We start from the raw sequence: 26074 nt of genomic DNA, 5'->3' as shown, positions 1-26074 counted from the left end.
GGGGTTGGTCATCAAATGACGAAGTTGTAAGAAAAATACCCTACGGCGGTGCGGGCTGGCCCCGTCCGCTGGGTGGGGTGGGCCTTTGTTGCGGGTACGCTGCCGGTGCGCCAGTTAGTATGAACATTCTAATTTTTGCGCTTACTCTCCCTAATGAATTGGAGCCCCGGCTGGGAATCGCCGGACTTTATGTCGTGTGTTAAGTGAACACTTATTATCAGGAGAGTCACGATGGGTAAACTCAAGTCTTATCAGGAACAGCTTCAGGATATCGTAGCCAAGGGCATCAACGCTGCGGAAGAGCAGCAGAAGAAACTGTCCTCCAAGCCGTTCGAGTACGCTGAGAAGCTGGAAAGTGAAGTGCGCGAATACAGCGTCAAGTCCCTGCGCGAGCGTTACGACGGTTACAGCGAGAGCCTGTTCGAGCAGCTGCGTAGCCTGAATGAGCGTTTCGGTGGCTTTGCCGGTGAGCTGGTTGCTCGCATCGAGAAAGAAGCGGCCGAAAGTGCCGACGCCGTCGCCGAAGCAGCGGAAGAGGTTGCCGAGGAAGTGGCGGAAACTGCCGAAGCCGCCAAGGCATCCGTGACCGAGGCGAAGCCTGCTGCCAAGAAAACTGCGGCCAAGAAGCCGGCTGCCAAGAAGGCCTCCACCACCGCCTGATAGTCCCGGCGTTTAAAGGTCTGCAGAATGGGTCGCCCGCGGGCGACCCATTTTCGTTGGGGGGATGTCAGTCCGTGTCGGTGGAGTCGGCGGGCCCGGTCTGCGGTGAGGCCGTGTAGGGCAGGTTGGCCGGCTTGCCGGTGATGATCTCCAGGCGTTCAATGTCCTCGACAAAGCGGGCCCGTACCCTGTCGATCTCGGCTTTCTGTTCCTCTATCTCTTCTTCGATATCGAGAATCTGGTTCTGCAGGCGATTGATTTTCTGGAGCGTGGCCTCGGGAATCTCGCGACCGGAGCGTTCCAGGTCGGCCGCGCGGGCCTGTTCACTGTCGAGTTGATTGGCGATCACCGAGATGTTGCCACGCTTGAGTTGGGTCAGGCCCTCCAGCTCCTGGAGCTTGCGTTCCATGGCGCGCACCGCCTCATCGGGATGGCTGAAGCGCTTCAGCAGGGTGCGGTCCCGTTCCTGCTGGCGTTCGAGCTGGCGCTGGCGGGCTTCCTGGGCTTCGCGGGCGGCAATTTCCTCCGGGGTGGGCGCCGGATCGATGGTTTTGATCACCCGTCCGCTGTTATCGAGGATCTCGTAGCCGCGTTGGGACGCCTGCTGGGGGACGGTGCTGCTGATCACGGTCCGGCCATTCTCGTCTTGGTAGCGGTACATCCGTGCGTCGGCGGGAAGCGCTGCCACCAGCAGCGAGACCGCCAGGGCAGAGCTGAGTATGTGCATGGATCGCTTCATAAGATCGAGTGAATCGCTCCGGTAATGACTGCGGTAATGACGACGCCGATCCAGCATGGGGGCGCCCGGTTGTCTGTTATCAGGTTAGCAAAGCGGCGCTAGATGCCATAACGATCCCGATAGGCTGCCACGCGCTGGGCGTGCTCGTCGAAGCCGGGCTGGGCCTGCAGATAACTTAGCACCTGTTCGAGTTTAATGATGCTTACCACCGGTATCTGATACTCCTGCTCCACCTCCTGAATGGCGGACAGCTCGCCTTTGCCGCGCTCCTGTCGATCCAGCGCAATCAGGACGCCCGCTGGCTTGGCGCCGGCAGCGTGTATCAGGTCAATGGACTCACGAATGGCGGTGCCGGCGGTGATCACATCGTCGATGATCAGTACCTTGCCCTTGAGGGGCGCGCCGACGATGTTGCCGCCCTCGCCGTGGTCCTTCTTCTCTTTTCGGTTGAAGGCGAACGGGCGATTGTCGCCGGCCGGGGATAGGGCCAGCGCCGTGGTGCACGCCAGCGGAATGCCCTTATAGGCAGGACCGAAAATGATGTCATAATTCAGGCCGCTACGCTGCAGCGCCGCGGCGTAGGCACGACTTAACTGGACCATGTCATCGCCGGTGTTGAACAGGCCGGCGTTGAAGAAGTAGGGACTGACACGCCCGGATTTGAGCGTGAACTCGCCAAAACGCAATACGTTCCGGTGGATGGCAAATTCGATAAATTCTTGCTGGTAGTCTTGCATGACAAGGCTTCTGGAGGGGTTGGTTCTTTTAAAAACGGATAAAACCGGTATCATACACACAAACCGAATCAGGGAACATGTATGCGGGTAGTATCAATCAGCGTCAATGGCCTGGAACAGGCGGTTGAGCGAGGCTTTTTCGAGTGGCTGGCCAGGCAGGATGCTGACGTGGTGTGCGTTCAGGATCATCGCATGCGCGCCTACGAAATCGAGGACCGCCAGCTGATTCCCGAAGGGTACGAGGCCTACTTCATCGACGGCGAGCGCAATGAGGACGGTGGCGTTGGTATCTATACCCGCCATTTCCCCAAGGCGATCATGTACGGCTTTGCCAACGAACAGGCGGATCGGGAAGGCCGTTTTATCCAGGCGGATTTCGACAAGGTCAGTGTGGCCAGTGTGCTGGCGCCGTCGGCGCTGGGTCAAGAGGACGAGCCGTTCGGTGAGGACGACCTGACCGCGCTGGACCACAAGGATGCGTTCATGGACGCCTTTGGCCTGCACATGCAGAAAACCCTGCGTAAGCGCCGCCAGTTCATCTTCTGCGCCAACCTGCAGACCGCCCATCATGTCACCGACGCCAGTTCCCGCTACCACAAGCTGGACGTATCGGGTTTCCTGCCCCACGAGCGGGCCTGGCTCGACCGGTTGTTTGATGAGATGGGGTGTATCGATGCCTTCCGCGAAATCAACAAGCAGAGTAACCAGTACACCTGCTGGCCCGAGTGGGCGGAAGGCTGGCGTCGCAATGCCGGTATCCGCATCGACTATCACCTGCTGACCCCCGGCATCCGCAAGACCATCCTCGATGGCTGGATCGACTACGACACCCGCTTCTCCGATCATGCCCCGGTGATCATGGATTACGACATCGAAATCGGATTTTGACAATGCGGTAATAGTCCCGCGTGTCCGGTGAAGGGGGCCTTATCGGACACGCTGCGAGCACGTCCATGTGCGCTCGGCTCCGGCCTTCCCTGGCCGGAGACGGTCCGGAAAGGCCTCCCTCACCGAACCCGCTAACTCCTTGCCCGGCATCAAGCCGTTTCAGTCTTCCAGCGCCGCCTTCTGAATGGCGAACACCTTGTCGATTCCCTGGCGGGCCATCGCCAGCATACTGTCCAGCTCTTCCTGGGCAAACGGAGCGCCCTCGGCGGTGCCCTGGATCTCGATGAAACCACCCTGGTCGGTCATGATCACGTTCATGTCGGTCTCCGCCTCGGAGTCCTCCGGGTAGTCCAGGTCGGTGACCGGGGTACCCTGGTAGATGCCGACCGACAGCGCGGCGACCATTTGGATCAGTGGCGAGGCCTTGAGTCGACCTTCCTTGACCAGGAAGTTGAGGGCATCCACCAGTGCCACGCAGCCGCCGGTAATGGCCGCGGTTCGCGTGCCGCCGTCGGCCTGGATGACATCGCAGTCGACGGTGATGGTGTGCTCGCCGAGGGCGCTCAGGTCCACCGCCGCCCGCAGCGAGCGACCGATCAGGCGCTGGATCTCCACGGTGCGGCCGCCCTGCTTGCCCCGGGCCGCCTCGCGGCCCATGCGCGAACCGGTGGAGCGCGGCAGCATGCCGTACTCCGCGGTGATCCAGCCCTTGCCTTCGCCCCTCAGGAAGGGCGGGACCTTGTTCTCGACCGACGCGGTACAGATCACTTTGGTGTCGCCAAACTCCACCAGGACTGAACCTTCGGCATGACGGGTGTAGTGGCGGGTGATGCGAATGTCTCTGGGCTGTTCCGGCGTTCTTCCGCTAGGGCGCATAAATCGATTGTCCTGCTTGTGCTTGGCGCAGACCGGCGCATGTCCGGTCCGGTGAATGGAAAGGCCCGGCAGTATAGCACGCCAGTGCCGGCGCTGGATAAGGGGGCAGGCCGGTGCCGGGAGGGGAAGTTCGCGGCTCGGTGCAAGGGACTGCTAAACTACAGAAAATCTGCCTTTATCCAGTTGTCGGAGTCGCCATGATCAGAAGTATGACCGCTTTTTCCCGTCAGGATGCCCAGGGTGAGTGGGGCGCTTTGACTTGCGAGATCCGCACCGTCAATCACCGGTACCTGGAGCCTTCTTTCCGCTTGCCCGAATCGATGCGGGAGCTGGAGAACCGCTTTCGTGAGTACCTGCGGACGAAGCTGAGGCGGGGCAAGGTGGATGTGGGCTTGCGCATCCAGTTGGCGGATTCGGCCGAGCGGTCATTCGAGATCAATCACGAACTGGCCGATGCCCTGAACGATGCCGCCAATCAGATCAACCGGATCCTGGATAATCCGGCCCACATCAATGCCCTCGATATCATGCGTTGGCCCGGTGTCATGGCGTCGCCGGAGCAGGATCTGGAGCCGGTCAAGGCAGCGGCCATCAGCCTGTTCGAGCGGACCGTCGCGGCGCTGATGGAAGCCCGGGAGCGGGAAGGCGAACGCCTGCGGCCCCTGTTTGAAGAGCGGTTGGCCAATATGCAGCAATTGGTGGCGGAAGTGCGTGCGGCCATGCCGGAGCTGTTGGACAAGCAGGAGCGCCAGTTACGCGAGCGTTTTGAGAAGGCCCAGGTGGAGCTGGACGAGGACCGCCTGAGTCAGGAGATGGTGATGCTGGCGCAGAAGTCCGATGTGGCCGAGGAGCTGGACCGGCTGGATGCCCACGTCAGCGAGGTGCTGGAAACCCTGCAGAGCAGCGACGCCATTGGTCGCCGGCTGGACTTCCTGATGCAGGAGCTCAATCGGGAGGCCAACACCCTGAGCAGCAAATCCATCGACGCCCGGGTGACCCGTGCCGCGGTAGATCTCAAGGTGTTGATCGAGCAGATGCGGGAACAGGTGCAGAACCTGGAGTGATGGCTCGCCCTGCGGGTGCGATGTCCGGCCAATCCCCGTATAATTGCGCGTTTTTCAGCATTGCACGTCTGGAGCGAGCAGGTTAATGAGCCAGGTTGAGAAAGGCACTCTCTTTGTAATTTCCGCCCCCTCCGGCGCCGGTAAGACCAGCCTGGTGGCGGCCATGCTGCAACGGGACGGCGCGCTGGGCGTGTCGGTTTCCCACACCACCCGGCCCATGCGTTCGGGCGAGGAGGACGGCGTCAACTACCACTTCGTCAGCCGGGATGAGTTCGAGGCGATGATCCAGCGGGACGACTTCCTGGAGCACGCCGAGGTCTTTGGTAATTATTACGGCACCTCCCAGCGCTGGGTGCAGCAGAGTCTGGATCATGGCCAGGATGTGATCCTGGAAATCGACTGGCAGGGGGCGGCCCAGGTGCGCCGGTTGATGCCCGAGTGCGTCGGCATCTTTATTGTGCCACCGTCTCCGGAAGTGTTGCGTCAACGCTTGACCGGACGGGGAGCGGACGAGGCCGAAGTCATCGAGCGGCGCCTGCGTGAGGCGGCGGAAGAGTGCAGCCATGCCCTGGAGTTCGATTACCTGGTGGTCAACGACGATTTTGACACCGCCCTGGCTGACCTGTTGGCGATCGTGCGCGCTCGGCGGCTGCGGGTGGAGCCCCAGGAAGTGCGCCATGCGAATCTGCTGGCCAGCCTGGTTGCCGGTCGCTAAATCGCTGTATACAAATTGATCCGGCGCCAGTAAACTACGCGGTCTGCCGAATTGTGTGTTGGGGGCAGGGATTGGCCCACTGACGCAAATCACCAGTTATTCAGTTTAAGTCGGGGAGTGATATGGCTCGAGTTACCGTTGAAGATTGCCTGGAACACGTGGATAACCGCTTCCAGCTGGTTATGTTGGCCACCAAGCGTGCCCGCCAGATTGCCACCAAGGGCCAGGAGCCGATGGTTCCGGAAGAGAACGACAAGCCCACCGTGCTGGCCTTGCGGGAGATCGCCGAGGGCAAGGTGACCAACGCCCTGCTGAGGGAAGAGGACGACGAATAAACCCTCGCTGCCCCGGGGCGGGGCATTGAATTCTGTCCAGACGGTTTTATAGTGTAATAAAGGGTCACTAGGTGCCCTGACCGTTGATGGGCATCGGAAAACCCGGGTGTGCGCATCCGGGTTTTTTTGTCGATACCAGCCGGTGTCATTTGGAGGTGCGGTGACAGCAGAGCCAACAGTCGAAGGTCTGGCCAGGGAGCTCAGCAGCTATTTGGATACAGGTCGCATCAATCAGGTGCGAAGGGCCTACTATTACGCCGAACAAGCCCATGAGGGGCAACGACGCCGTAGCGGCGAGCCCTACGTCACGCATCCCTTGGCGGTGGCCTGTATTCTGGCGGAGTTGAAGCTGGACCATCAAAGCCTGATGGCGGCGATGCTGCACGATGTCATCGAAGACACCGGTATCCCCAAGGACGCACTGGCCGACCAGTTTGGCGAATCGGTGGCCGAGCTGGTGGATGGCGTCAGTAAACTGACCCAGATCGAGTTCCGCTCCCGCGCCGAGGCCCAGGCGGAAAACTTCCAGAAGATGACCCTGGCCATGGCCCGGGATATCCGGGTGATCCTGGTCAAGCTCGCCGACCGCCTCCACAACATGCGCACCCTGGGGCCCCTGCCCTACGCCAAGCGCCAGCGCATCGCCACCGAAACCCTGGATATCTACGCCCCCATCGCCAACCGGCTGGGAATGCATTCCATCTGCACCGAGTTGGAGGACCTGGGCTTCTCCTCCCTGTACCCCATGCGTTCCCGCTACATTTCCAAGGCGGTGACCAAACTGCGGGGCAGCCACCAGGAGATCATCGAGGAAATTCGCGGCAAGCTGGAGGAGAAGCTGGCGGAACGTGGCTTGCCGGGGCGGATCATCGGACGCGAAAAACACCTGAACAGCATCTACAACAAGATGAAGTTCAAGCAGAAGTCGTTCCACGAGATCATGGACGTCTACGCCTTCCGCATCATTACCGACACCGAGGATGACTGCTACCGTATCCTGGGAGCGGTCCACAGTCTGTACAAGCCGCTGCCAGGACGGTTCAAGGACTACATCGCCATGCCCAAGGCCAATGGCTACCAGTCCCTGCACACCACCCTGTTCGGCATGCACGTGAACATCGAGATCCAGATCCGTACCGAGGAAATGGAGCACATTGCCAACAACGGCATTGCCGCCCACTGGATGTACAAGAACGACCAGGCCAGCAGCATCGCCAGCGTCAACCAGAAGCGGGTCGACCGCTGGGTGAAGGGGCTGATGGAGCTGCGGGAACGGGCCGACGATTCCCTGGAGTTCATCGAGCACGTCAAGGTGGACCTGTTCCCGGACGAGATCTACGTGTTCACCCCCAAGGGCAAGATCATGGAACTGCCCAGCGGGGCCACTCCCATCGACTTTGCCTACGCCATCCATACCGACATCGGCAACGCCTGCGTGGCCTGCCGTATCAACCGCAATCTGGGATCGCTGAGCCAACCCTTGCAGAGCGGTCAGACGGTGGAGATCATCACCGCACCGGGCGCCCGGCCCAATCCGGCGTGGCTCAGTTTTGTGGTGACCGGCAAGGCCCGCAGCAGTATCCGTCACGTCCTCAAGCATCAAAAGCGCGCCGAGTCGGTGGAATTGGGCAAGACCCTGCTGAAGAAATCCCTCAATGGCTTCGGCAAGAAGCTGGCAGACCTGTCGGATGGCCAGAAGGACGCGGTGGTAAGGCACAACCAGGTGAGCAGCTTTGACGACCTGCTCAGCGAGATCGGCCTGGGTAATCGGATGGCCTACCTGATTGCCCGCCAGCTGATCAGCGGCGAGCTTGGCCCCGACGATGCCGAGGCCGACCTGAGACCGCCCAGTGGTGGCTTTGGCCGGACACCGGTCACCATTCGCGGCACCGAGGGGTTGCTGGTCCGGTTTGCCCAATGCTGCAAACCCATTCCCGGCGATCCGGTGGTCGGGGTGATGGATTCCGGAAACGGCATGGTCATCCATTCCGATACCTGCGCGCGGCTGCCGGAGGACCACGAAGCCCGGGCCCGGCTGACCCACCTCAAGTGGGCCAAGGACATCACCGACGAATTCTCCGTGGAGCTGCGGGTGGAGCTGGAACGCCAGCGCGGGGTGATTGCCGAAGTGGCCAGCGCGGTGGCCCTGGCGGACGGCAACATCGAGCGCATCAACGTGGAAGAGCAGAACGCCCGCCTGGGCATTGTCAGTCTGGTGGTGCACGTCCACGGTCGCCGTCACCTGGCGCGGGTGATGCGTCGGGTACGCAATATCCGGGCGGTGACCCACATCAGCCGCATCCGCCACTGACCCGCTGGCGGGGTGGCCAAAGACTACGACTATTGAGCGAATGCCGCCGGTTGACAGCCCTGCGATGCAGGGGCGACGATGGCGGTTTTAGTTAGAAGGACCCAAGGTCATGACCAACAAATCCGTGATTCAGACTGATAACGCTCCCCAGGCGATTGGCACGTATTCCCAGGCGGTGAAGGCCGGCGATACCGTTTACCTGTCCGGACAGATTCCCCTGGTGCCGGAAACCATGGAGGTGGTGGCCGGCGACTTTGCCGCCAAGACCCGTCAGGTGTTCGATAACCTCAAGGCGGTCTGCGAAGCGTCCGGAGGCGGCCTGAAGGACATCGTCAAGCTGAACATCTACATGACGGACCTGAGCAACTTCGCCACCGTCAACGAAGTGATGGCGACCTATTTCCAGGAACCCTATCCCGCCCGGGCCGCCATCGGCGTGGCCTCCCTGCCCAAGGGCGTGCCGGTGGAAATGGACGCGGTCATGGTCCTGAGCTGAGGGCTCACCGCCAACGGCTATCGGCTGGCGGGACAACCCCGCCGGCTGTCAGTTCTGCGAGCGCTCCTGCTCGATCATCTCCCCATACCCGGCGCGATAATCCGGATAGCGGAAGCGGAAGCCGGTGGCCAGCAGGCGACGGTTGTCGCAGCGTTTGCTGCCGGCGCGCCCCCCCGTGCGGGCGTCCGGCTGTGGCGCGGCACAGGGCACCTGCCCCCGCACCCAGTTCACCACTTCATCCAGCCGTGCCGGATCGCAATCGCTGGCAATGTAACGGTCGGCCAACGGCTGTCCGTTCAGGGCAAGGTTCAGCAGATGCACCACCGCCGCCGCGGCATCGGCCTCATGAATGCGATTGCTGTAGGGGGCCGGCAGGGACGGGTTCATCTCGCCGTTCTGGACCGCGGTCAGGAACCGTCGGCGGCTGGGCCCATAGATGCCGCTGAAACGCACCACGGTGGCCGGAAAGGGCCCGGCCAGCGCCAACCGCTCGCCCTCCAGGATACGTTGGCCGCTGTGGCGCTTGGGTTCGGTGGGACTGTCCTCGGTCACCCAGCTGTCGTCATCCTGGTGGTAGACGCTGGTGCTGCTGATGAACACCACCCGTTTCACCGGCTGGCCGGTGGCGGCCTTGAGCAGGTTGCCCAGCCCGGTCACATAGGCCTGCCGGTAGCCCTCGTCGTCATAGCGGCCGGGGGTGAGGCAGTAAACGAGGGCGTCGAGGTCGCCGGGCAGTCGCTCTGCCAGTTGATCGGGCTGCAGCAGGTCGGCCGCGATCGGGTGCACGCCCTCGGGAACCTGGCCGGCGCTGCGGCGCAAGCCGAATACCGTGGCCTGGTGGCTGAGCTGATGGGCGATCATGCCGCCCAGGGCGCCGCACCCGGCGATGAGAATCCGGGGCTGGCCCGGTGCATGGGTGATTGCCATAATCAATATCTATCCTTATGCTTCATCTAAGGAACCTATGGGTGGCCCCCAACATCCCCAAAGCCCATGAAAAGTCCCTGAAAACGAGAGACCGCAACGTTCTGACCGGAGCATTCCATGACCCTCACTGAATTGCGCTACGTCGTTACCCTGGCCCGAGAGAAGCATTTTGGCCGCGCCGCCGAGCGATGTCACGTCAGTCAGCCCACATTGAGTGTGGCGGTCAAGAAGCTGGAGGAGGAATTGGGGGTGCCGCTGTTTGAGCGCAGTAAGAGCAGCATCCGGGTGACCGAGACCGGCGTGCGGATTATTGAGCAGGCGCAGCGGGTGCTGGATCAGGTGGGGGTGATCCGGGATATGGCCCAGGATGGCAAGAACCAGCTCAACTCGCCGCTGAAGGTGGGGGCCATCTACACCATCGGGCCCTACCTGTTCCCGCATTTGTTGCCGGAACTGCGGCGGGCGGCGCCGGACATGCCGCTGTATATCGAGGAAAACTACACCGCCAACCTGCGTCAGAAGCTGCGCCACTCCGAGCTCGATGCGATCATCGTGGCGTTGCCCTTCGACGAGCCGGAGGTGGTAACCCTGCCGCTGTATGACGAGCCGTTTGTGGTGCTGTTGCCTGCCGGCCACCACCTGGCCGACGAGGCCGAACTGACGCCGGAACAGCTGGCGCAGGAACAGCTGCTGCTGCTGGGACCGGGCCATTGCTTCCGGGACCAGGTGCTGGAGTCCTGTCCGCCGCTGGTGGAGGCCGTCACCAGCCGGGCCGAGACCACCGGCGCGCCGGCCCTGGTGACCGAGGGCAGCTCGCTGGAGACCATCCGCCACATGGTGGCGTCCGGCCTGGGCATCACCGTCTTGCCGCTGTCCGCCGCCACCGCCATGCAGTATCGGGAAGATATCCTGGTGGTCCGCCGCTTTGCCCAGCCGGTGCCCTACCGGACCGTGGCCCTGGCCTGGCGGGTCACCTTCCCCCGTCCCAAGGCGATCGACATGCTGCGGCTGGCGGCCGGACAGTGCCGGGTGATGGAAAAGGCCCGCGAGGAAACCCCCGTTACCTCCCTCAGCGCCTGAGCTTGCCATGACCTCGCTGGCAGATCTTCCGGTCACCACCCTGAAGGGAGTCGGCTCGGCCCTGGCGGCCAAGCTGGCCAAGCTGGGGATTCATTCCCTGCAGGATTTGCTGTTCCATTTACCCTATCGCTATGAGGATCGCACCCGCATCGTGCCCATGGGCAGCCTGCGGATCGGCGATGTCGGGGTGGTCGAAGGCGAGGTGGTCAAGAATGACCTGGTGATGGGGCGTCGCCGCAGTCTCCAGGTCACACTGCGGGACGATTCCGGATTCCTGGTGTTGCGTTTTTTTCACTTCAACGCCTCCCAGAAGGCACAGCTGGCCGCCGGCGCCCGGATTCGCTGCTTCGGCGAGGTAAGGGCGGGGCGGGCCGGCTACGAACTGTACCACCCGGAGTACGAGGTCAACCCGCCGCCGCTGGCGGCCCCGGGCAGCGCCACCCTGACGCCGGTGTACCCGCTGACCGAGGGCATCCAGCAGCCGCGGGTGCGGAGCCTGTGTCGTCAGGCCCTGAGCTACCTGCAACGGTACCCGATCCGCGAGCTGTTGCCCGCGGCGCTGCTGGCGGATTACCAGTTGCCGGGCATTACCGAGGCGGTGGCGCTGGTACACGCGCCGCCGGCAAGCGCCGATGTGCCGCAACTGGTCGCCGGCAAGCACCCGGCACAACAGCGGTTGGTGATGGAAGAGCTGTTGGCCCACCAGCTCAGCCTGTTGCAGGTGCGGGCCCAGATCCAGCAACGCCAGTCGCTGGCGTTGCTGCCTCAGGGGGATCTGGTGAGGCGTTTTCTGGAGGAACTGCCGTTCCGGCTCACCGGCGCCCAGCAACAGGTGGTGGCAGAGGTTCGCCAGGACATGAGCCAGCCGCTGCCCATGCTGCGGCTGGTGCAGGGGGATGTGGGCTCTGGCAAGACCGTGGTGGCGGCCCTGGCGGCCCTGCAGGCGGTTGCCGCCGGCGCCCAGGTGGCCCTGATGGCGCCCACCGAGATCCTGGCCGAGCAGCACTACAACAGTTTCCGCCAGTGGCTGGAGCCGCTGGGTATCGGGCTGGCCTGGCTGTCCGGCAAGGTCAAGGGCAAGGCTCGCACCGAGGCGTTGGCGCGGGTGGCCAGCGGCGAGGCCGGCGTTGCCATCGGCACCCACGCCCTGTTCCAGGACGAGGTGACCTTCAACCGTCTGGCCCTGGTGATCGTCGACGAGCAACACCGCTTTGGGGTCCATCAACGGCTGGCGCTGCGGGAAAAGGGGGTAGCGGGCGAACTGGCGCCGCATCAGCTGATCATGACCGCCACGCCCATTCCCCGAACCCTGGCGATGAGCGCTTACGCCGACCTGGACACCTCGGTGATCGACGAACTGCCCCCCGGACGCAAACCCATCGAGACCGTGGCGGTGCCGGACAACCGTCGGGACACGGTGATCGAGCGGGTTCGCCAGGCCTGCGAGGCCGGGCGTCAGGCCTACTGGGTGTGTACCCTGATTGAGGAGTCCGAGGCGTTGCAATGCCAGGCGGCGGAGGCGACCGCGGAGGCGCTGGGGGAGCAGTTGCCCGGGCTGCGCGTCGGCCTGGTCCACGGACGTCTCAAGGCGGCCGAGAAGGCCGGGGTGATGGACGCCTTCAAGACCGGTGAGCTGGACCTGTTGGTGGCCACGACGGTGATTGAAGTGGGGGTGGATGTGCCCAATGCCTCGCTGATCATCATCGAGAATCCGGAACGGCTGGGGCTGGCCCAGCTGCACCAGCTGCGGGGCCGGGTGGGGCGTGGCAGCGAAGCGAGCTACTGCGTGCTGATGTACCATCCCCCCCTGTCCCAGAACGGCAAGGCGCGTCTGCAGGTGTTGCGGGACAGCCAGGATGGCTTTGTCATCGCAGAGAAGGATCTGGACATCCGTGGCCCGGGGGAGGTGTTGGGGACCCGTCAGACCGGCCTGATGCAGTTCCGTCTGGCCGACTTCGAGCGGGACAAGGGCTGGATCGAGCCGATACGGGAAATGGCACCGGCGCTGATGGGGGAGCCGGACCGGGTGAACGCGCTGGTGCGCCGGTGGCTGGGGGAACGCACCCGCTATGGGGATGTCTAGACAGCCTTTTTGATTCGTAAAGGGTGCCCAGGGGAGTCGGGATTCCCCGGGTCATCTATAGTGCATAATAGCCAGGCGGTGTGGGGTGTCGGCGGTTTCGCGGCTTGCCAGCCACACTGTTTGGGGACAGACAAATAGAAGCCAGTGGCTCGCGGAACACTGGCCGGCCTACAAACAGGGGAAAACCATGGAACTACCCGTCGCCGTCCGCCAGGCCTTGGGGGACTCTGCCGACCGTGTCGAGTTGCGAGACGTTGCCGCCGACGAGATCGGCAGCCAGGCGTTGCGTATGATGTTGCTCAACGACGATCAGGGACGGGTTCAGGTGATCTGTCGTAACCAGGACCTAATCGATCTCGATTCCCTCAACAAGCAACTCGGCCGGGACCTTCGCATGATGCCCAGTCGGGAGCAACTGCGGGTCCGCGAAAAAACCGGCTTGCGGGCGCTGCCGGCACTGCCGTCGCTGACCGGTCTGCCGACGGTGGTGGACACCGCCGTCGATGAGTTGGCGGTGGTGGCGCTGCATCTGGAGGAACAGGACGCCACCCTCATCGTGGCGGGGGCCGAGTTCCAGGGCCTGAGTGGCGGGGCCCAGCATCTGTCGTTCGCGGTGGATCCGGAATCCATCCGGGTCAACCTGGATCGTCCGGAGCAGGACCTGGAACAGCTGAACACCGCCATCAAACGGTTTACCGGCCTGCGCATCCAGCAGCGTATCGATGACACCCTGGAGCTGCCCCCGCTGCCGGAAACCGCGCAGCGCATCATCCAGCTGCGGGTAAACCCCAATGCCATGATGGGCGACCTGGTGGACATTGTGGAGAGCGATCCTAGCCTGGCGGCCCAGGTGGTCAGTTGGGCGTCGTCTTCCTTCTATGCCGCCGCCGGCCAGGTTCGCTCGGTGCACGATGCGGTATCCCGGGTGCTGGGCTTCGACCTGGTGATGAACCTGGCCGTGGGGCTGTCCCTGGGGCGGGCCATGGCGCAGCCGAAGGATCGTCCCGAAGGCTATGTGGATTACTGGCAGCAGGCCATCTGGCAGGCCCAGGCCGCCGGGGTGCTGGCCAGTCTGATGCCTCGCAACCAGCGTCCGGTGTTTGGCCTGGCCTACCTGGCCGGGTTGCTCCACAACTTTGGCTATCTGGTACTGGCCCACGTCTTTCCGCCCCATTTCCGGCTGGTGTGCCGGTCACTGGAGGTGAATCCGCAGGTGGACTCCTCGCTGATCGAGCATTTCCTGCTGGGTGTTACCCGGGAGCAGATCGCCACCCAGCTGATGAGCAACTGGGGCATGCCGGATGAGGTGACTCTGGCCATCCGCCACCAGAAAAACCCGGGCTACGGCGGCGAGTACGACGTGTACCCCAAGCTGCTCTGGCTGGGGCGGCAACTGTTGACCGAGAGGGGCATTGCCCTGGGAGCCGGCGAGCCGGTACCGGACGCCTTCTATCAGGACCTGGGGCTGGATAGGGACAAGGTGGCGCAGCATTTTGACGAGCTGGTTGGTAACAAGGACAGCGTGTTGGCCATTGCCGGCATGATGCAGGGCTAAGCCAGGTTTGTGGCACAAAAAAGCCGGCCACCCGGCCGGCAAGCTCACCCGCTTGTTGCAGATCATTCAACTCAAGAGATGTGCGCAATCGACTTCGGAGAAAACAAAGCTAACGCTGATCCGGCACACGCCAGTCACCGGGTGCTGTCTTAAAGCTAGTCAAAGTTCGGAGAAAAAACAGGCGTGGTTGGCGGGGACAAAAAGTGTGAGCCAGGTTTTGTTTTTCTCGAGTTCCGGAACGAATTGATTTGGCGGTCAAAAGCTCCACCGGTCCCGTCCGGGGAGTTACAAAACGTTACAATTTAGGTCGCCTCAGAAATGGTGTTGCCGGATGGCCGTTGCCGCCCGGCGAATGGCGTCGGCGTGACGATCCTCGACGGCAAAGCGTTCCTTGTCCAGCTTCTGGATAAACTTGCGGTCGGTGTTCTTGCGCGCCCGGTGGGTGGGCATGTGCTGGATCTGGTCGTGCACCTGCTGGAACACCTGGTACGGTGGTTGAGCGAGCAGGTCCGGGGCGACCAGCTCCAGCAGGCCCTTGATCCGCAGGCAGGCCTCGGAATACTCCACCTGATCTTCTTCAATGGCCATGGCCAGCACCTGAATGCTCTCCACGATCTTGGCGCGCCGGTCCGCCTGAAACGCCGCCTGCTTGCGTTGCAGGGCCGTGTCCTTGCGGAGTAGCCGCAGCTGTCGGACGATGAACGCCGACAGCAGGACGATGGCAACCAGACCGATTCCAATCAGCGACCACTGTAACCAGGTGGGCATGCTCAGGTTTCTCCGTTCACGTCAGGCACGCTTGCGTATCCGCTCTGCCCGCCAGAGCCGGACCTTGACCGACTGACCGTTGAGGGCGGAGGTGCCACTGAGGGTGTCAATCTGATCATCGCGCACCACATCATTGATGCTCGCTCCGGCGTGGGCGGCGGCCACCGTCTGGCCGGTGCCTTCCCGGTTGTGGCCCCAGCCGTGGGGGATCGACACCACGCCGGGCATGAGATCTTCGGTGATTTCCACCGGCAATACAACCCTGCCCGCCGGGCTGGAGATTTCGGCCGAATCCCCCGGTTTGAGGCCGCAGCGGGAGGCGTCCTTGGGGTGGATCATCAGGGTGCAGCGGTCCTTGCCTTTCACCAGGCGCCGGCTGTTGTGCATCCAGGAGTTGTTGCTGCGGACATGGCGCCGGCCGATCAGCAGCAGATCCTTGCTCCTGGGACGGATCAACCGCTCGTAGAGCCGGTCCAGGTCGTGCAGGTAACGGCGGGGAGCCAGGTTAACCAGTCCATCCCGGGTGTACAGCCGCTGCGGCAGACAGGGTTGCAGCGGCCCCAGGTCCACCCCGTTGGGACTGGCTTTCAGGGTGTGGAGCGACAGCCCCTTGGGGATGGCCTGCCAGCGCCGGTTCAGCGGGCTGAGGGCGGCCAGTCCCCGCAGGGGATGTCGTGACGGCAGAATGTCCATGATCAGGTCAATGGCCGGCTCCGCCAGGGTTCGCACGGGGCCGATATCCTGCCCGTAGGGGCCGCTGCGCAGCAGCAGGTCCAGAATCGGGTCGGGCCCCAGTTCCTTGAGCGCCCGCCAGCCCAGCTCCGAGCGCAGGGGCAAGCGGCCGCCCTTGCGCAGTTTCTCCAGCCGGTGGGCCAGTTCCAGCAGAATCTGCCAGTCATGCCGGCTGTCGGCCTCGGGTTCAAACAGGGCTTCGCTGTATTTGGCGGTATTGCGCACGGAGAACAGGTTGAAAATGAGGTCGTAATGGCTGCGTTCCAACGCAGCGGTCGGCGGCAGAATCACGTCCGCGTGGCGGGTGGTTTCGTTCAGGTAGTAATCCACCGAGACCATGAACTCCAGACCGGCGAAGGCCTCCTCCAGGCGCCCGCCATTGGGGCTGGAGAGCACCGGGTTGCCGGCGATGGTGACGAAGGCCCGGATCTGCCCCTCCCCGGGGTTCAGCATCTCATCTGCCATGGTGCTGGCGGGGTACTCGCCGCCGAATTCCGGAAGCTGCCGAACCCGGCTGCGACGCCGGTCGAAATGCCCCTGTTGTCCCGACATGGCCCCCAGGGCCACCAGATCGATGGCGGGCTGGGTGAACATCACGCCGCCGGTGGCGTCCAGTTTCCCGGTGAGGATGTTGAGCACATAGATCAGCCAGGTGGCGACACCGCCGTGGGCCTGGGTGCTGGTGCCAATGCGGCCGTAGATGGCGGCCTTCCGGGTGGTGGCCAGGGCCCGGGTCAGCTCACGGATGGTGTCGGCGTCGAGCCCGGTGTGCTCGCTGACCGCTTCGGGGCGATAGGGCAGGGACGCCAGGCGCAGCAGGTCGATGTCCTTGAGCCAGGCATCGGCGTGTCCCGGGTTGACCAGGCCTTCGTCAAACAGCGTGTTGACCATCGCCATCAGCAGCAGGGCATCGGTGCCGGGGCGGATGAAATGGAAGTCGTCGGCCACCGCGGCGGTTTCGGTGCGGCGGGGATCGATGACCACCATCTTACCGCCCCGCTGCTGCAGGGCCTTCAACCGCCCGCGGAAGTCCGGCACCGTCATCAGGCTGCCGTTGGAGGCCATCGGGTTGGCGCCGATGCAGATAAACAACTGGGTGCGGTCAATGTCCGGAATCGGGAACATCAGCTGATGGCCAAACATCTCCAGGCTGGCGAGCATGTGGGGCAGCTGGTCGTTGGAGGTGGCGGAGAACCGGTTCTGGGTGCCCAGGGCCCGCAGGAACGGCAGGTTGGCCACCAGGGCGCCGTGGTTGTGCACATTCGGGTTGCCCAGGTAGACGCCGGTGGCGTTGCGGCCCTGTTCCTGGCGGATGCGGTGCAGCCGGCTGGCCACCAGATCCAGGGCCTCGTCCCATTCCATCTCCTGCCAGCCATCGGGGGTTCGCCGGATGGGTTTGCGCAGGCGATCCGGGTCCTCGTGCAGGTCCTTCAGCGCCACCGCCTTGGGGCAGATGTGGCCCCGGCTCAGCGGATCGTCGTCGTCGCCCTTGATGGATTCGATCTGGCCGTTGCGCACCTCGATGGCAACACCGCACATGGCTTCACACAGGTGGCAGGTGCGGTAATGGGTTCCGTTGTCCATGGCTCTCTCCGTAACGCGGACGGTTATTCTGGTTATGGTGATTGGGGAAACTTCCAGACTAGCAGGAAAGGCGGGCCAGGGAAAAAGGTGTCGCCGTGGCATTCCCGGCCATAAAAAAGGCCAGCCCGACGGCTGGCCCGACTTGGCGGAGAATCCTCAATACTGCTCCGGAATCTCCTTGATGGGGTTGGTGATGAAGTTGAGGTAGACGCCTTCGGCCGGAATCCGCAGCGGGATCTCGACGTCAACGCCAAAGGCCACCGCGTTGACCGTGATGTCTTCCGCCTCGACATTGCGTTCCTCGATCTGCATGCGGCCATCGTCAAAGAAGGTGATCGGCCCAGACAGCTTGAGCTGCACCGGCTTGCTGTAGACGTCGTGACTGGACACGCCGCTCAGGTTGGGGGCGTCGAGGGTCAGGTCGGCGGTGGCGGAGAAAATGGGCCGGCCGTCCGGACCTTCTGAAATAATGCCTTCGACCAGCCCCAGCGGGTTGTCTTCGGTGGGCTCACCGTAGGTCATCCGCAGGATCTGGGTGCCGGTGGCCGAATTGATGTCGGACCCCAGCAACAGGCTGGCACTGACGACAACGGTGGCAGAGGTGGTTGCCAGCTGCGTGGGGTACAGCAAGACCCTCACGCCAATGGTGTTGCCATCCTCATCGAAGGCCGGGCCAACCACCTCGGTGTCCAGGCCATAGGTCTGGTAGATGAACTTGTTGGTGGGGCAGTCTGCGCCATCGGGCGAACAGCCCACCCGGGCATCGCCTGCGGAACTGTCACCCACGCCATCTCCATCTGAGTCAACCACCATCAGCCTGCCGGCGTTAGCCGTTGGCAGGAAGCCGCCGTCACCGTCGGTTTCATGGGTGAAGGGCTCAAGGCAGTCGGTTCCACCAGGCGTGCCGCAATCGATCACGTAGTTGGAGTTGGCGTCCCGAACCGGGAAATTGCGCAGCTGGGTGAACACGCTGGTGGTCGGTTCGGTGCCGGTGAAGTAGATGCTCAGATCCGGACCGCCCACATCGGAAGGATCCACCAGCAGGTCCGTCTGCAGCGGCATCCCGTCCTCGGAACAGACCAGGGTGCCGGCGCTGCAGTCGCCATCCACGGCGGAGCGCAGGGTGTAGCGGTAAAGGGTATCGGTTTCCCAGGCGCTGTCCGGATAGAAGCGGGCCCGCTGATTGGTCAGCTCCAGTCGGCCGCTGACTCGCTCTTCATTACCAACGGCACCCGGGGACGCCGGATTGGCAATCTTCTCTACCACGAAGCTGTCGCTGTTGATGGTGTCCAGGTCCATGGACTGGGAGAACTGAACGATGATCGGGCGATCCTCCGGCAGGGTGGTCACCGGGAGTTGATCCCTGACCGTGCCTCCGGGCGCGTCGTCGACACAGGTGCCGTGACTGCCATTGGCCAGGTCCAGGTTCTCGCTGACACAGGGATACCCCGGATAGGTGGTGAGGGCGATGGGAGACACGAAGGGCGCTTCGCTACCGTCCTTGATGGTCGGCAAGGCGAAGGACAGGGTCTGGGACGTTGCGCCGTTGCCCGCCAGGTCGGTCAAAGCGCTGTTGATCTGAAGGGCGTAGTCCACGCCATGCTGCAGGCCGCCCACCGGGTTCAGCGCCACCACGGTGCCGTCCAGTTTGCGACGCAGGTCTTCAGAAGGCACTTCGGTGCCGTCGGCCAGCAGGGTGAAGCCGGCGGCCAGGCTGTCGCCATCCAGCGCCTCGTCGAAGTTCAGGACGATGGGGTCGCCGGGGCGGTGCATCTGGTCCCGGTTGCCGGGTATGGCCTCATCCGGACCTGGCATCCAGCTCAACAGCTGGGGGCCGCTGGTATCGGCGGTGCGGGTGTCCAGGGCGTCGAGTTGCACCTCCGCGTTGGTGTCGGCCTCGATGCGGAAGGCCAGGGTGGAATCGGCGAGCTCCTGGCCCAGCAGGTCGGGCTCGACAATCCCAAGGGCGTCAATGGTCAACACACCGTCTTTGACGATGGCAATGCCGCTCAATTCCACGCCCAGCAGGTCCTGGGACAGCGAGGCGTTGGGTTGCGCCTCTTCGGCGTTCATGGCCACATCCATGAACAGCTTGACGTGCCGCGGGGCCTCATCGGAGTCGCTGTAGGGGTTCGGGTACAGGTAGCCGGTGGCGTCGGACAGCATGGTGACCTTGACCTGGCCGGTTTCCTGAATGCTGTTGGTTTCCGGGTTAATGATCGGCACGGAGCCGTTGATGTTCAGCTCCAGGCTGCTGCTCAACAGCAGGCTGCCCTTGGGCACGCGCAGGGGGACCGGTTCATCGCCCGGGAAGCTGGGCGCGTAGGCCAGCTCGGCGTACAGACCGCCGGTGGTCTGCGATGGGCCTGCGGTACCCATCAGTACGGAATTGAGGGTCACCCCGTTGATGATCTCGCCGTTGAGCACCGAACGCTCGGCATCGGCCTGTGACTGGCCAGCCAGCAGCCCCGAATCGATGGCTTCCTGAAACAGGACAATCGTGGGGCTGGTGTCTTTGGGCGTGAATTCGGCGCTGTAGTTCAGGGTCTCGCCCGCCAGGCTGGGCAGGTTGGCGAGGACAACGGAATAGCGGGTGTCCGGGGACAGCGCGTCACCGTCCAGGCCGCATTCGCTCTTCGCTTCAGTGGTACAGGGATCGATGGTAACGAACCGCCCCTTGACCAGGACGGAGGCGGGTACGGTCTCGCCATTGGCGTCCTGCAGGCTGATCGAGCCCCCCATCTCCTGCCACTCCGGATGCACCGGCTGGGTCAGCCGGAGCCGGAAGGTGGAGAAGTCCATCGGCTGGAAGAAGCCATCGGCGGACGGGATCATCTCGTCGACGGCGAAACCGGCGCTGAGACTGTCCAGACCGACGATGCCGGTCATGCCCGCCCGGGTGGAGAACTGGATGCCTTCGGCGCCAAAGGCGTTGGGGGTGGGCACCATGCGGCCGCCTTCGGCCTGCAGGTTGCCATCGAAGGTGATGGTGTAGTCGGTGGCCAGATCCAGATTGTCCGCGGGTGACAGCTTGAGGCTGCGGCCCCCGTCAATCAGGGTGACGGAGAAGGGGACGTCACTGCTGCCGTCGTTGATGCGAATCTTGTCGGTCAGTTCCTCATCCGTGATGGCATGGGAGAACCGCAGCACGATATCCGCCTTGGGGCTGACCTCGGACTGGCCGTCGGCGGGAAACGAATAGATTGTCGATCCCGGGGCGACGACTTCTTTCAAGGTCTGTTTATCACCCCCGCCACAGGCTGCCAGCAGCAGCGCGGGGGTCAGTGCCAGAATCTTGTTGTATTTCATGGCAGACACCTCGTGTTCAGAACTTCAGCGTGATGGAGCCAGTAATGACGTCCACGTCGCCATCTGTGGTGGCCACAATGTTGTTGCTCTGTTGACCATCCGCTCGTGTATTGCTCAGGGTGAAGTCCCGCTCCTCCAGCATCTGGTGCTGGTAACCGATGTCCAGGCGTACCGGATAGGTCAGGTAACGGGTGCGGTTGTACTCGGCGCTCAGGCCGAGACCGATGATGTACTTGTCATTGTCGAAGTAGTTGACGTCCGGGGTGGTGTCGCTCTTGAGCGGCGATTCCTTGTAGGCCAGTCCCAGCGTGACGCCAAAGTGCTCGCCCAGCTTCATCTCGCCACCAATGCGTGGAATCAGGATGTCATCGAACTCGGCCATGGCCTGGTCTTTGATGTTGTCCTGGTCGAACTTTTCCTCCAGGTCCGACCAGTTTTGCTGCTCGAGGGTGATGCCCACCCGCCAGCGATCGGTGCTGTACTGGGCACCGATTGAATAGACCGATGGCTCGAAGGAGTCATAGGTGGCTACGGCCAGAATCAGCGGATCGCTGGCCGGAATGAGCCCGGGAATGATGGTTTCTGCGGCCACGGTCGTTTTGGCATAGGAGCTGGTTCGGTAGGCGACGGCGGTCTCGAATCCGTCCAGCCAGCAGTCCGAATCAGGACAAAAGGTATCGCCAAGATCCACGGTGCTACTGAGGATGGTGCGCAGGGAGGGTTCGGCGCTGACTTCCAGGGCCTCGTACTGGGTGTTACCGGCCAGATCCGTGGTTACCGACATGGAGGCGGTAGACTTCAGGGTGATGCGGGCGGATGCCCCGATGTCGATACCCCGCCAAAAGGTGGTTGCGCCCCCGATGTTCAGGAACAATGGCTGGCGGCCGTAGTTGAGGAATTGGCCCTCAACGCCGGTGCTGGATTCAAACGCCATCATCTCCTTGCTGAACTTTTCCACGCCTGCGACAAAGCCCAGGTACAGGGGATGGTCCAGACGGGTCAACGAGCTCAGGTTGGTTTTCATGCCAATCAAGACCTGTTGACTGGGCGAGTTGGACAGAACGTCGCCGTCGCGATCTGACGCCGAGGCGCGCAACTCCTGTTCGGCGTGCAGTATGCCGCCGGTCAGTTCACCGCGGGGGTCTTTCGCCAGATACGAGGGGTTGTAATAGGTGGCGGACACCTGGGTATTGAACATGGACAGGGCCTGAGCGGAACCCACGTCGGTAGGCAGCAGGCCGTAATTGGTTGGTGTTTGCCCCATGTTTGCTGAGGCGTTGACGGAGAGGCCGGAGGATGCAACAGCAACGGCCAGCGACAGAGTCCGCAGGGACCAGCGGGAGGAAACTACCATGGATCACACTCCAATTATGATTTTTATCTTGTGTGACACTTGCGCGTGACAAGGTCCGATTACTAGTACTTATTCAAAGTGGCACTTTTGTTCAGAAACGAGTCTATCCATCTTGTCATATTAGGACTTTGGCTTTAGTGACAGCCTTGGGCGTCGAGAGAACCACTTATTGACACCTTGTTTTCTTTTTGGGGCTTCCAAGTGACATATGCGCTGAGGCTGGGTCGGCCACCACGGCTATCGGACTGATCTAACATTCTACCGGAGTGCCAGCCCCACCATGGTAGTCGGAATAGCTCCTGGCGTGGGTCAAGGTGGGACAATTTGACGGACAAATTGTTGTGATTTTGTGACAAATCTTGTCGATCGTGTTGGCTCAGCCCATCCCGGGGAACATGTCAGGCCTCCGGGAAGGCGGTCCAGCCGGTGAGCCAGCTTCGTCGGGCGAGCGGGTTGATCGCCCCCTGGAACACGGCCGACTCGTCAAAGAATTCACTTTGTGGCGGCGGCGTTGCGTGCATCTGGCGAAGCTGGACCCGCGGTGCGAAACTGGGGGATGACAGGTCCCGCGCCGCACTGTGCAGGGCGCTCTCCAGGCGAATGTTGTTGTCGTGCCCCGGCAAACGGAGCCATTGGCTCTCATCGAAGCCATGGTCGTCGTCGCTGCTGCCGGCTTCATCCGGGCCACGGCCCAGGCTGCCGGTATTGGCGAGCAGGTTGTTGCTGAAACTCAGGGTGTTGCTGTGGACCAGCGGTGCAACCTGATCACGGGTGTCCACAGCCTCGATGGCGTAACTGTCGATCAGCAGGTTGTGGAAGTGCCCGCCGGAGCCTTCGCGGATGACCATCCCCCGGTGCTGCTTGGCCGCCAGTCCCGCACCGGCCAGGGTCACGTTGTAGAACGTGGGTTCCGAGCGCGGCGTGGCGTTGTGGTCATCGCCATTGTTATCGCCTTCGAACGCGTTATCACCGACATCGGGGTGTTGCTGGATCACCGCGAACTGGACCCGACCGGTCCAGCCCCAATCCCAGTCGATGCTGTCATCGGCGGCACCGGATACCACAATGTTCTTGAGATCGACGGTGCCGCCAAACAGCTCTATGCCATCGTCCAGGGCCCGGTGAACCTGGACATTGCGCACTATGGTGTTGCTGCCGCATCCGCCCAGGGTTAGGCCGTTGAGTTCGTTGTCCCGGTATACCTCGAAACCGGCGAATTCGATCCGGGTGTACTCGATCACACCGCAGCTGTGGGTAGCATCGGTACCACCAAAGCGGCCACGGGCATCGCCTTCCTGCAAGCCTTCAATGGCAGCGTCCGGCTGGTTGACCGGTGCCTTGCCCAGCAGTACCACTCCCCCCCAGTCGCCTCGCTGGCGTTTGCCTTCCGGCTGGCTGCTGGTAAAGACGATGGGGCGATCCACCTGTCCGCGTGCAAACAGGTGGCTGTCGCGGGTAACGATCAGGGCAGAGCCATTCTCTCCCTCGATGGTGACGCCGGGCTCAATGGTCAGGGTGGCCCCGTCGACAAAGACGGTCTCCTCCAGGATGTAGCGATTCCCGGTTTTCCAGACGGTGTCGGAAACGATGTCCGACTGGATGCGAATGGCCCGGTGTTCAAAGGCCGTAAAGCCGGCGACGGCGGCAATGGCAACGCTCACCACCGGTAATGCCAGCAAGGTGTTTCGTCCCAACCAGCTCCGCTTGGCGGCACGACGGGACTCGGGCGTGGCGGCCAGAACCGCGTCCCGGCTCTTGGCGGTCAGCGGCTCGCCGGTATCGTTAGCCTGAATCTCCCGCACCAGGGTCTGCATTTCCGGGGAGCCCTTGCTGGCGACCCGGCGCAGGACGTCACTGCGGTAGCCGGGTTCGCGCAACAATGCGTTCAGGTGGACGAATTCGACGCCGGGACAGGCGCCTTTGTCGATGCGGCGTTTGAGTTGCCACAGTTTTTCAACGAGGAGGGCGGAATGGCCTGACATGATGACTGCTCCCAACAACATGTGCCGCTACCTTTTACCGGTCGTTGATGAAAGTATTGTGACGGCGGTCACTGGAATGTTGTGAATTCGGTGTCTTAGGGGAGCATTGAGTGGTTTCATCAATCTGAAATAAAACTCGGATTAACTACACCTCCTCGAGAATGTCTGTAGTGGGGGTAGCTCGCATTGTTCTATACCATAAATCGTCCGGAAAATTGTGTTGCCCAAGTGGTATGGGCCAGCGACTGCCTGCGAATCATTGCCCACGGTGGTCCGTCAAGCTGTGAGGGAGTTGCCACCGTGCGTTACGAGGTGGAATTGGCGGGAGGAGAGGTGCTCTACAGCTCGGAGAGTTACTTTGCGGTTCAACACTTCCTTCAAATGTTGACCGAGCCCGAATATGGCCGCTTCGTGGCCTAGAGTACAAGCAGATCAGAAATTCGGCTGAAGCACTGAGAAGGGCGAAGGGCTCTCAAGCCCTTCGCCCTGATGCTGGAAACTGCGTTGTCTGAATTTGGAATACCACCCAGTCTCGCGGTTGTCAGGCTCGCTGGGCCCGGCGTCGAGTGAGGCCAAAGCCCAGTAAACCTAGACCAAGCAGCGCAAGGGTTCCGGGTTCACCGACTGTCACTCTGGTGGTTGCATAAAGACCGATATGCGATAACCCCCCGCCCCTGCTGAACACGTTGAGGAACGACCAGTCGCCAGATGACACCCCGTCCTGCAGTTCGTAGACGAACCACTCATCGGGGTTATTGCCGGTGCCGAACTTGAAGGCGATGGCGCCTGCATCAAAGTCGTCCCAGAAGCTGCTGTCGAAGCTCCAGGTGCCGCTGCCGTTGGTTTGCGTAAACGACAGGTTGTACGCCGGAGTGGCGTCGTCGGATTTGCCGACAGCGGTGTAGCCAGAGCCTGCGGCACTGTTGAGGAACAGATCGTTCATCGGGTTGCCGGTCAGGTTACCTGTCCCTGATGCCAGGCAAGCTGATACCTGGCTATCGTCGATCGACATGCGGTTTCTTGTGGCATCTCCCTCATCATTGCAGAGAAGAGGTGCGGCAAACGCGCTTCCTGTGTAGATTATTCCCGCCAGCAATCCCGCCAGCGTAGAGGTGATGACTTTATTGGTAGTTCTCATCTCAGTACTCCCATTCCGAGACACTAGGTTGTAGTGCGCAGGAAGGGGGCAGCAGAAAACAAACCAGCTCTCCAAAAAACATTGTAAAACAGTGTTAAATTGACGCGTCGCCGAACGCCATCTCGCGGTGTGTAAATATCTTTGACGCCGGAAAGGGGGGGGCGGGGCGTGGCCTTGGATGCAAAGTCAATCACGTACTCAGTGAAGACGGAATATGGCTCAATTAGCTGCGATAATGGGGCTGGTTAATGTTTTAAATCAGCGGGTTGCACATAAGTGAGATTGGCTCCCATTCGCAATAGAATTTAAAACATTGTTAAAAGTCGCTCGAGCTATTTGCTAAAAAAGCTGACGGCGTCTACGGGTGGGGTGTTTCATTCTCGGTAACTTGCTGTTTTTTAAGGTGAATTGACATTCGGACAAGCGTCAACGCGCGACAGGTGCCAGAATCAAGGATTGGCACAGAGTTCGAGATTCGGCTCCATTGAGTGGCGTGGTGGCGGAGCGGGTCTTAGGGGGCAAGGCTTTCGCCCTGAGAAGCGCCAAGTCCGTGACTGTTGAGTGACACAGCCCGACAAGTTTCGGCGCGACTGGAAGGAGTGGTGGGCCCAGCTGGACTCGAACCAGCGACCAAGGGATTATGAGTCCCCTGCTCTAACCAACTGAGCTATAGGCCCTTTTCGGATGCACTGTGGAAAGCGGGAAGCGGGCGCCATTATACCGGTGCGGTCAGGCGCCCGC

Annotated in this window: 20 protein-coding genes and 1 tRNA gene; 10 read left to right on the top strand and 11 right to left on the bottom strand. The window is 62.1% G+C overall.

Going from position 1 to position 26074, the window contains the following annotated elements:
* Positions 1-231: 231 nt before the first annotated feature.
* Entirely contained in the window at positions 232-660 is a 429-nt protein-coding gene (locus R3175_RS03615) for a hypothetical protein (RefSeq protein WP_318942503.1), read from the top strand.
* 67 nt (positions 661-727) lie between these two features.
* Here R3175_RS03615 and R3175_RS03610 read toward each other — a convergent pair whose 3' ends face one another.
* Together R3175_RS03610 and pyrE are read right to left on the bottom strand one after the other, a co-directional pair.
* The gene (locus R3175_RS03610; protein ID WP_318942502.1) at positions 728-1387 is read right to left on the bottom strand and encodes a DUF4124 domain-containing protein; all 660 of its coding nucleotides are present in this window, start codon (positions 1385-1387) and stop codon (positions 728-730) included.
* A 110-nt stretch (positions 1388-1497) separates the two neighbouring features.
* Positions 1498-2136 (bottom strand): orotate phosphoribosyltransferase, encoded by a 639-nt coding sequence (pyrE, locus tag R3175_RS03605; protein WP_318942501.1) that lies wholly within the window; start codon positions 2134-2136, stop codon positions 1498-1500.
* A gap of 81 nt (positions 2137-2217) precedes the next feature.
* Here pyrE and R3175_RS03600 point away from each other — a divergent pair, with 81 nt between their 5' ends.
* A complete protein-coding gene (locus tag R3175_RS03600; RefSeq protein ID WP_318942500.1) occupies positions 2218-3024 on the top strand; it encodes an exodeoxyribonuclease III in 807 nt (268 codons plus the stop codon).
* 159 nt (positions 3025-3183) lie between these two features.
* Here R3175_RS03600 and rph read toward each other — a convergent pair whose 3' ends face one another.
* Positions 3184-3900, bottom strand: a complete 717-nt coding sequence (gene rph, locus R3175_RS03595) for a ribonuclease PH (RefSeq protein ID WP_318942499.1) — start codon at positions 3898-3900, stop codon at positions 3184-3186.
* 197 nt (positions 3901-4097) lie between these two features.
* Between rph and R3175_RS03590 the strand changes: the two genes are divergently transcribed.
* From R3175_RS03590 to R3175_RS03570, 5 genes are all read left to right on the top strand, one after another.
* On the top strand, positions 4098-4964 hold the full coding sequence (locus R3175_RS03590; RefSeq protein WP_318942498.1) for a YicC/YloC family endoribonuclease: 867 nt from the start codon (positions 4098-4100) through the stop codon (positions 4962-4964).
* A gap of 85 nt (positions 4965-5049) precedes the next feature.
* On the top strand, positions 5050-5679 hold the full coding sequence (gene gmk, locus R3175_RS03585) for a guanylate kinase (protein WP_318942497.1): 630 nt from the start codon (positions 5050-5052) through the stop codon (positions 5677-5679).
* A gap of 122 nt (positions 5680-5801) precedes the next feature.
* On the top strand, positions 5802-6014 hold the full coding sequence (rpoZ, locus tag R3175_RS03580; protein ID WP_318942496.1) for a DNA-directed RNA polymerase subunit omega: 213 nt from the start codon (positions 5802-5804) through the stop codon (positions 6012-6014).
* Between the two features lie 160 nt (positions 6015-6174).
* Positions 6175-8325 carry a RelA/SpoT family protein gene (locus R3175_RS03575; protein WP_318942495.1) on the top strand — a complete coding sequence of 717 codons (2151 nt, stop codon included), beginning with the start codon at positions 6175-6177 and terminating at the stop codon, positions 8323-8325.
* A 109-nt stretch (positions 8326-8434) separates the two neighbouring features.
* The gene (locus R3175_RS03570; RefSeq protein ID WP_318942494.1) at positions 8435-8821 is read left to right on the top strand and encodes a RidA family protein; all 387 of its coding nucleotides are present in this window, start codon (positions 8435-8437) and stop codon (positions 8819-8821) included.
* A gap of 48 nt (positions 8822-8869) precedes the next feature.
* On the opposite strand, the gene R3175_RS03565 is transcribed toward R3175_RS03570, so the two are convergent.
* Positions 8870-9748 (bottom strand): NAD-dependent epimerase/dehydratase family protein, encoded by an 879-nt coding sequence (locus tag R3175_RS03565; protein ID WP_318942493.1) that lies wholly within the window; start codon positions 9746-9748, stop codon positions 8870-8872.
* A gap of 117 nt (positions 9749-9865) precedes the next feature.
* On the opposite strand from R3175_RS03565, the gene R3175_RS03560 reads away from it, so the two are divergent.
* From R3175_RS03560 to R3175_RS03550, 3 genes are all read left to right on the top strand, one after another.
* On the top strand, positions 9866-10828 hold the full coding sequence (locus tag R3175_RS03560) for a hydrogen peroxide-inducible genes activator (protein WP_318942492.1): 963 nt from the start codon (positions 9866-9868) through the stop codon (positions 10826-10828).
* A gap of 7 nt (positions 10829-10835) precedes the next feature.
* Positions 10836-12911: an ATP-dependent DNA helicase RecG gene (recG, locus tag R3175_RS03555; RefSeq protein WP_318942491.1), complete on the top strand. Its 2076-nt coding sequence runs from the start codon at positions 10836-10838 to the stop codon at positions 12909-12911.
* A gap of 187 nt (positions 12912-13098) precedes the next feature.
* Positions 13099-14466, top strand: coding sequence for an aminoacyl-tRNA deacylase and HDOD domain-containing protein (locus R3175_RS03550; protein WP_318942490.1), 1368 nt, complete (start codon positions 13099-13101; stop codon positions 14464-14466).
* A 312-nt stretch (positions 14467-14778) separates the two neighbouring features.
* Here the strand turns inward: R3175_RS03550 and R3175_RS03545 are convergent, their stop codons facing one another.
* From R3175_RS03545 to R3175_RS03515, 7 genes are all read right to left on the bottom strand, one after another.
* Positions 14779-15234 carry a DUF2489 domain-containing protein gene (locus R3175_RS03545; RefSeq protein ID WP_318942489.1) on the bottom strand — a complete coding sequence of 152 codons (456 nt, stop codon included), beginning with the start codon at positions 15232-15234 and terminating at the stop codon, positions 14779-14781.
* 21 nt (positions 15235-15255) lie between these two features.
* The gene (locus R3175_RS03540) at positions 15256-17550 is read right to left on the bottom strand and encodes a molybdopterin-dependent oxidoreductase (protein WP_318942488.1); all 2295 of its coding nucleotides are present in this window, start codon (positions 17548-17550) and stop codon (positions 15256-15258) included.
* A gap of 156 nt (positions 17551-17706) precedes the next feature.
* On the bottom strand, positions 17707-20859 hold the full coding sequence (locus tag R3175_RS03535; RefSeq protein ID WP_318942487.1) for an Ig-like domain-containing protein: 3153 nt from the start codon (positions 20857-20859) through the stop codon (positions 17707-17709).
* A gap of 16 nt (positions 20860-20875) precedes the next feature.
* Complete coding sequence (locus R3175_RS03530; protein ID WP_318942486.1) at positions 20876-22213, bottom strand: outer membrane protein transport protein; 1338 nt, start codon at positions 22211-22213, stop codon at positions 20876-20878.
* Between the two features lie 398 nt (positions 22214-22611).
* A complete protein-coding gene (locus tag R3175_RS03525) occupies positions 22612-24195 on the bottom strand; it encodes a hypothetical protein (protein WP_318942485.1) in 1584 nt (527 codons plus the stop codon).
* 541 nt (positions 24196-24736) lie between these two features.
* Complete coding sequence (locus R3175_RS03520; protein ID WP_318942484.1) at positions 24737-25333, bottom strand: PEP-CTERM sorting domain-containing protein; 597 nt, start codon at positions 25331-25333, stop codon at positions 24737-24739.
* A 600-nt stretch (positions 25334-25933) separates the two neighbouring features.
* Positions 25934-26010, bottom strand: a tRNA-Ile gene (locus R3175_RS03515).
* Between the last annotated feature and the right edge of the window lie 64 nt (positions 26011-26074).

Source organism: Marinobacter sp., from assembly GCF_033722735.1.
Classification (GTDB): domain Bacteria; phylum Pseudomonadota; class Gammaproteobacteria; order Pseudomonadales; family Oleiphilaceae; genus Marinobacter.
Note: the sequence above shows the minus strand (reverse complement) of the source record. Positions and strands in the feature narration are given on the sequence as shown.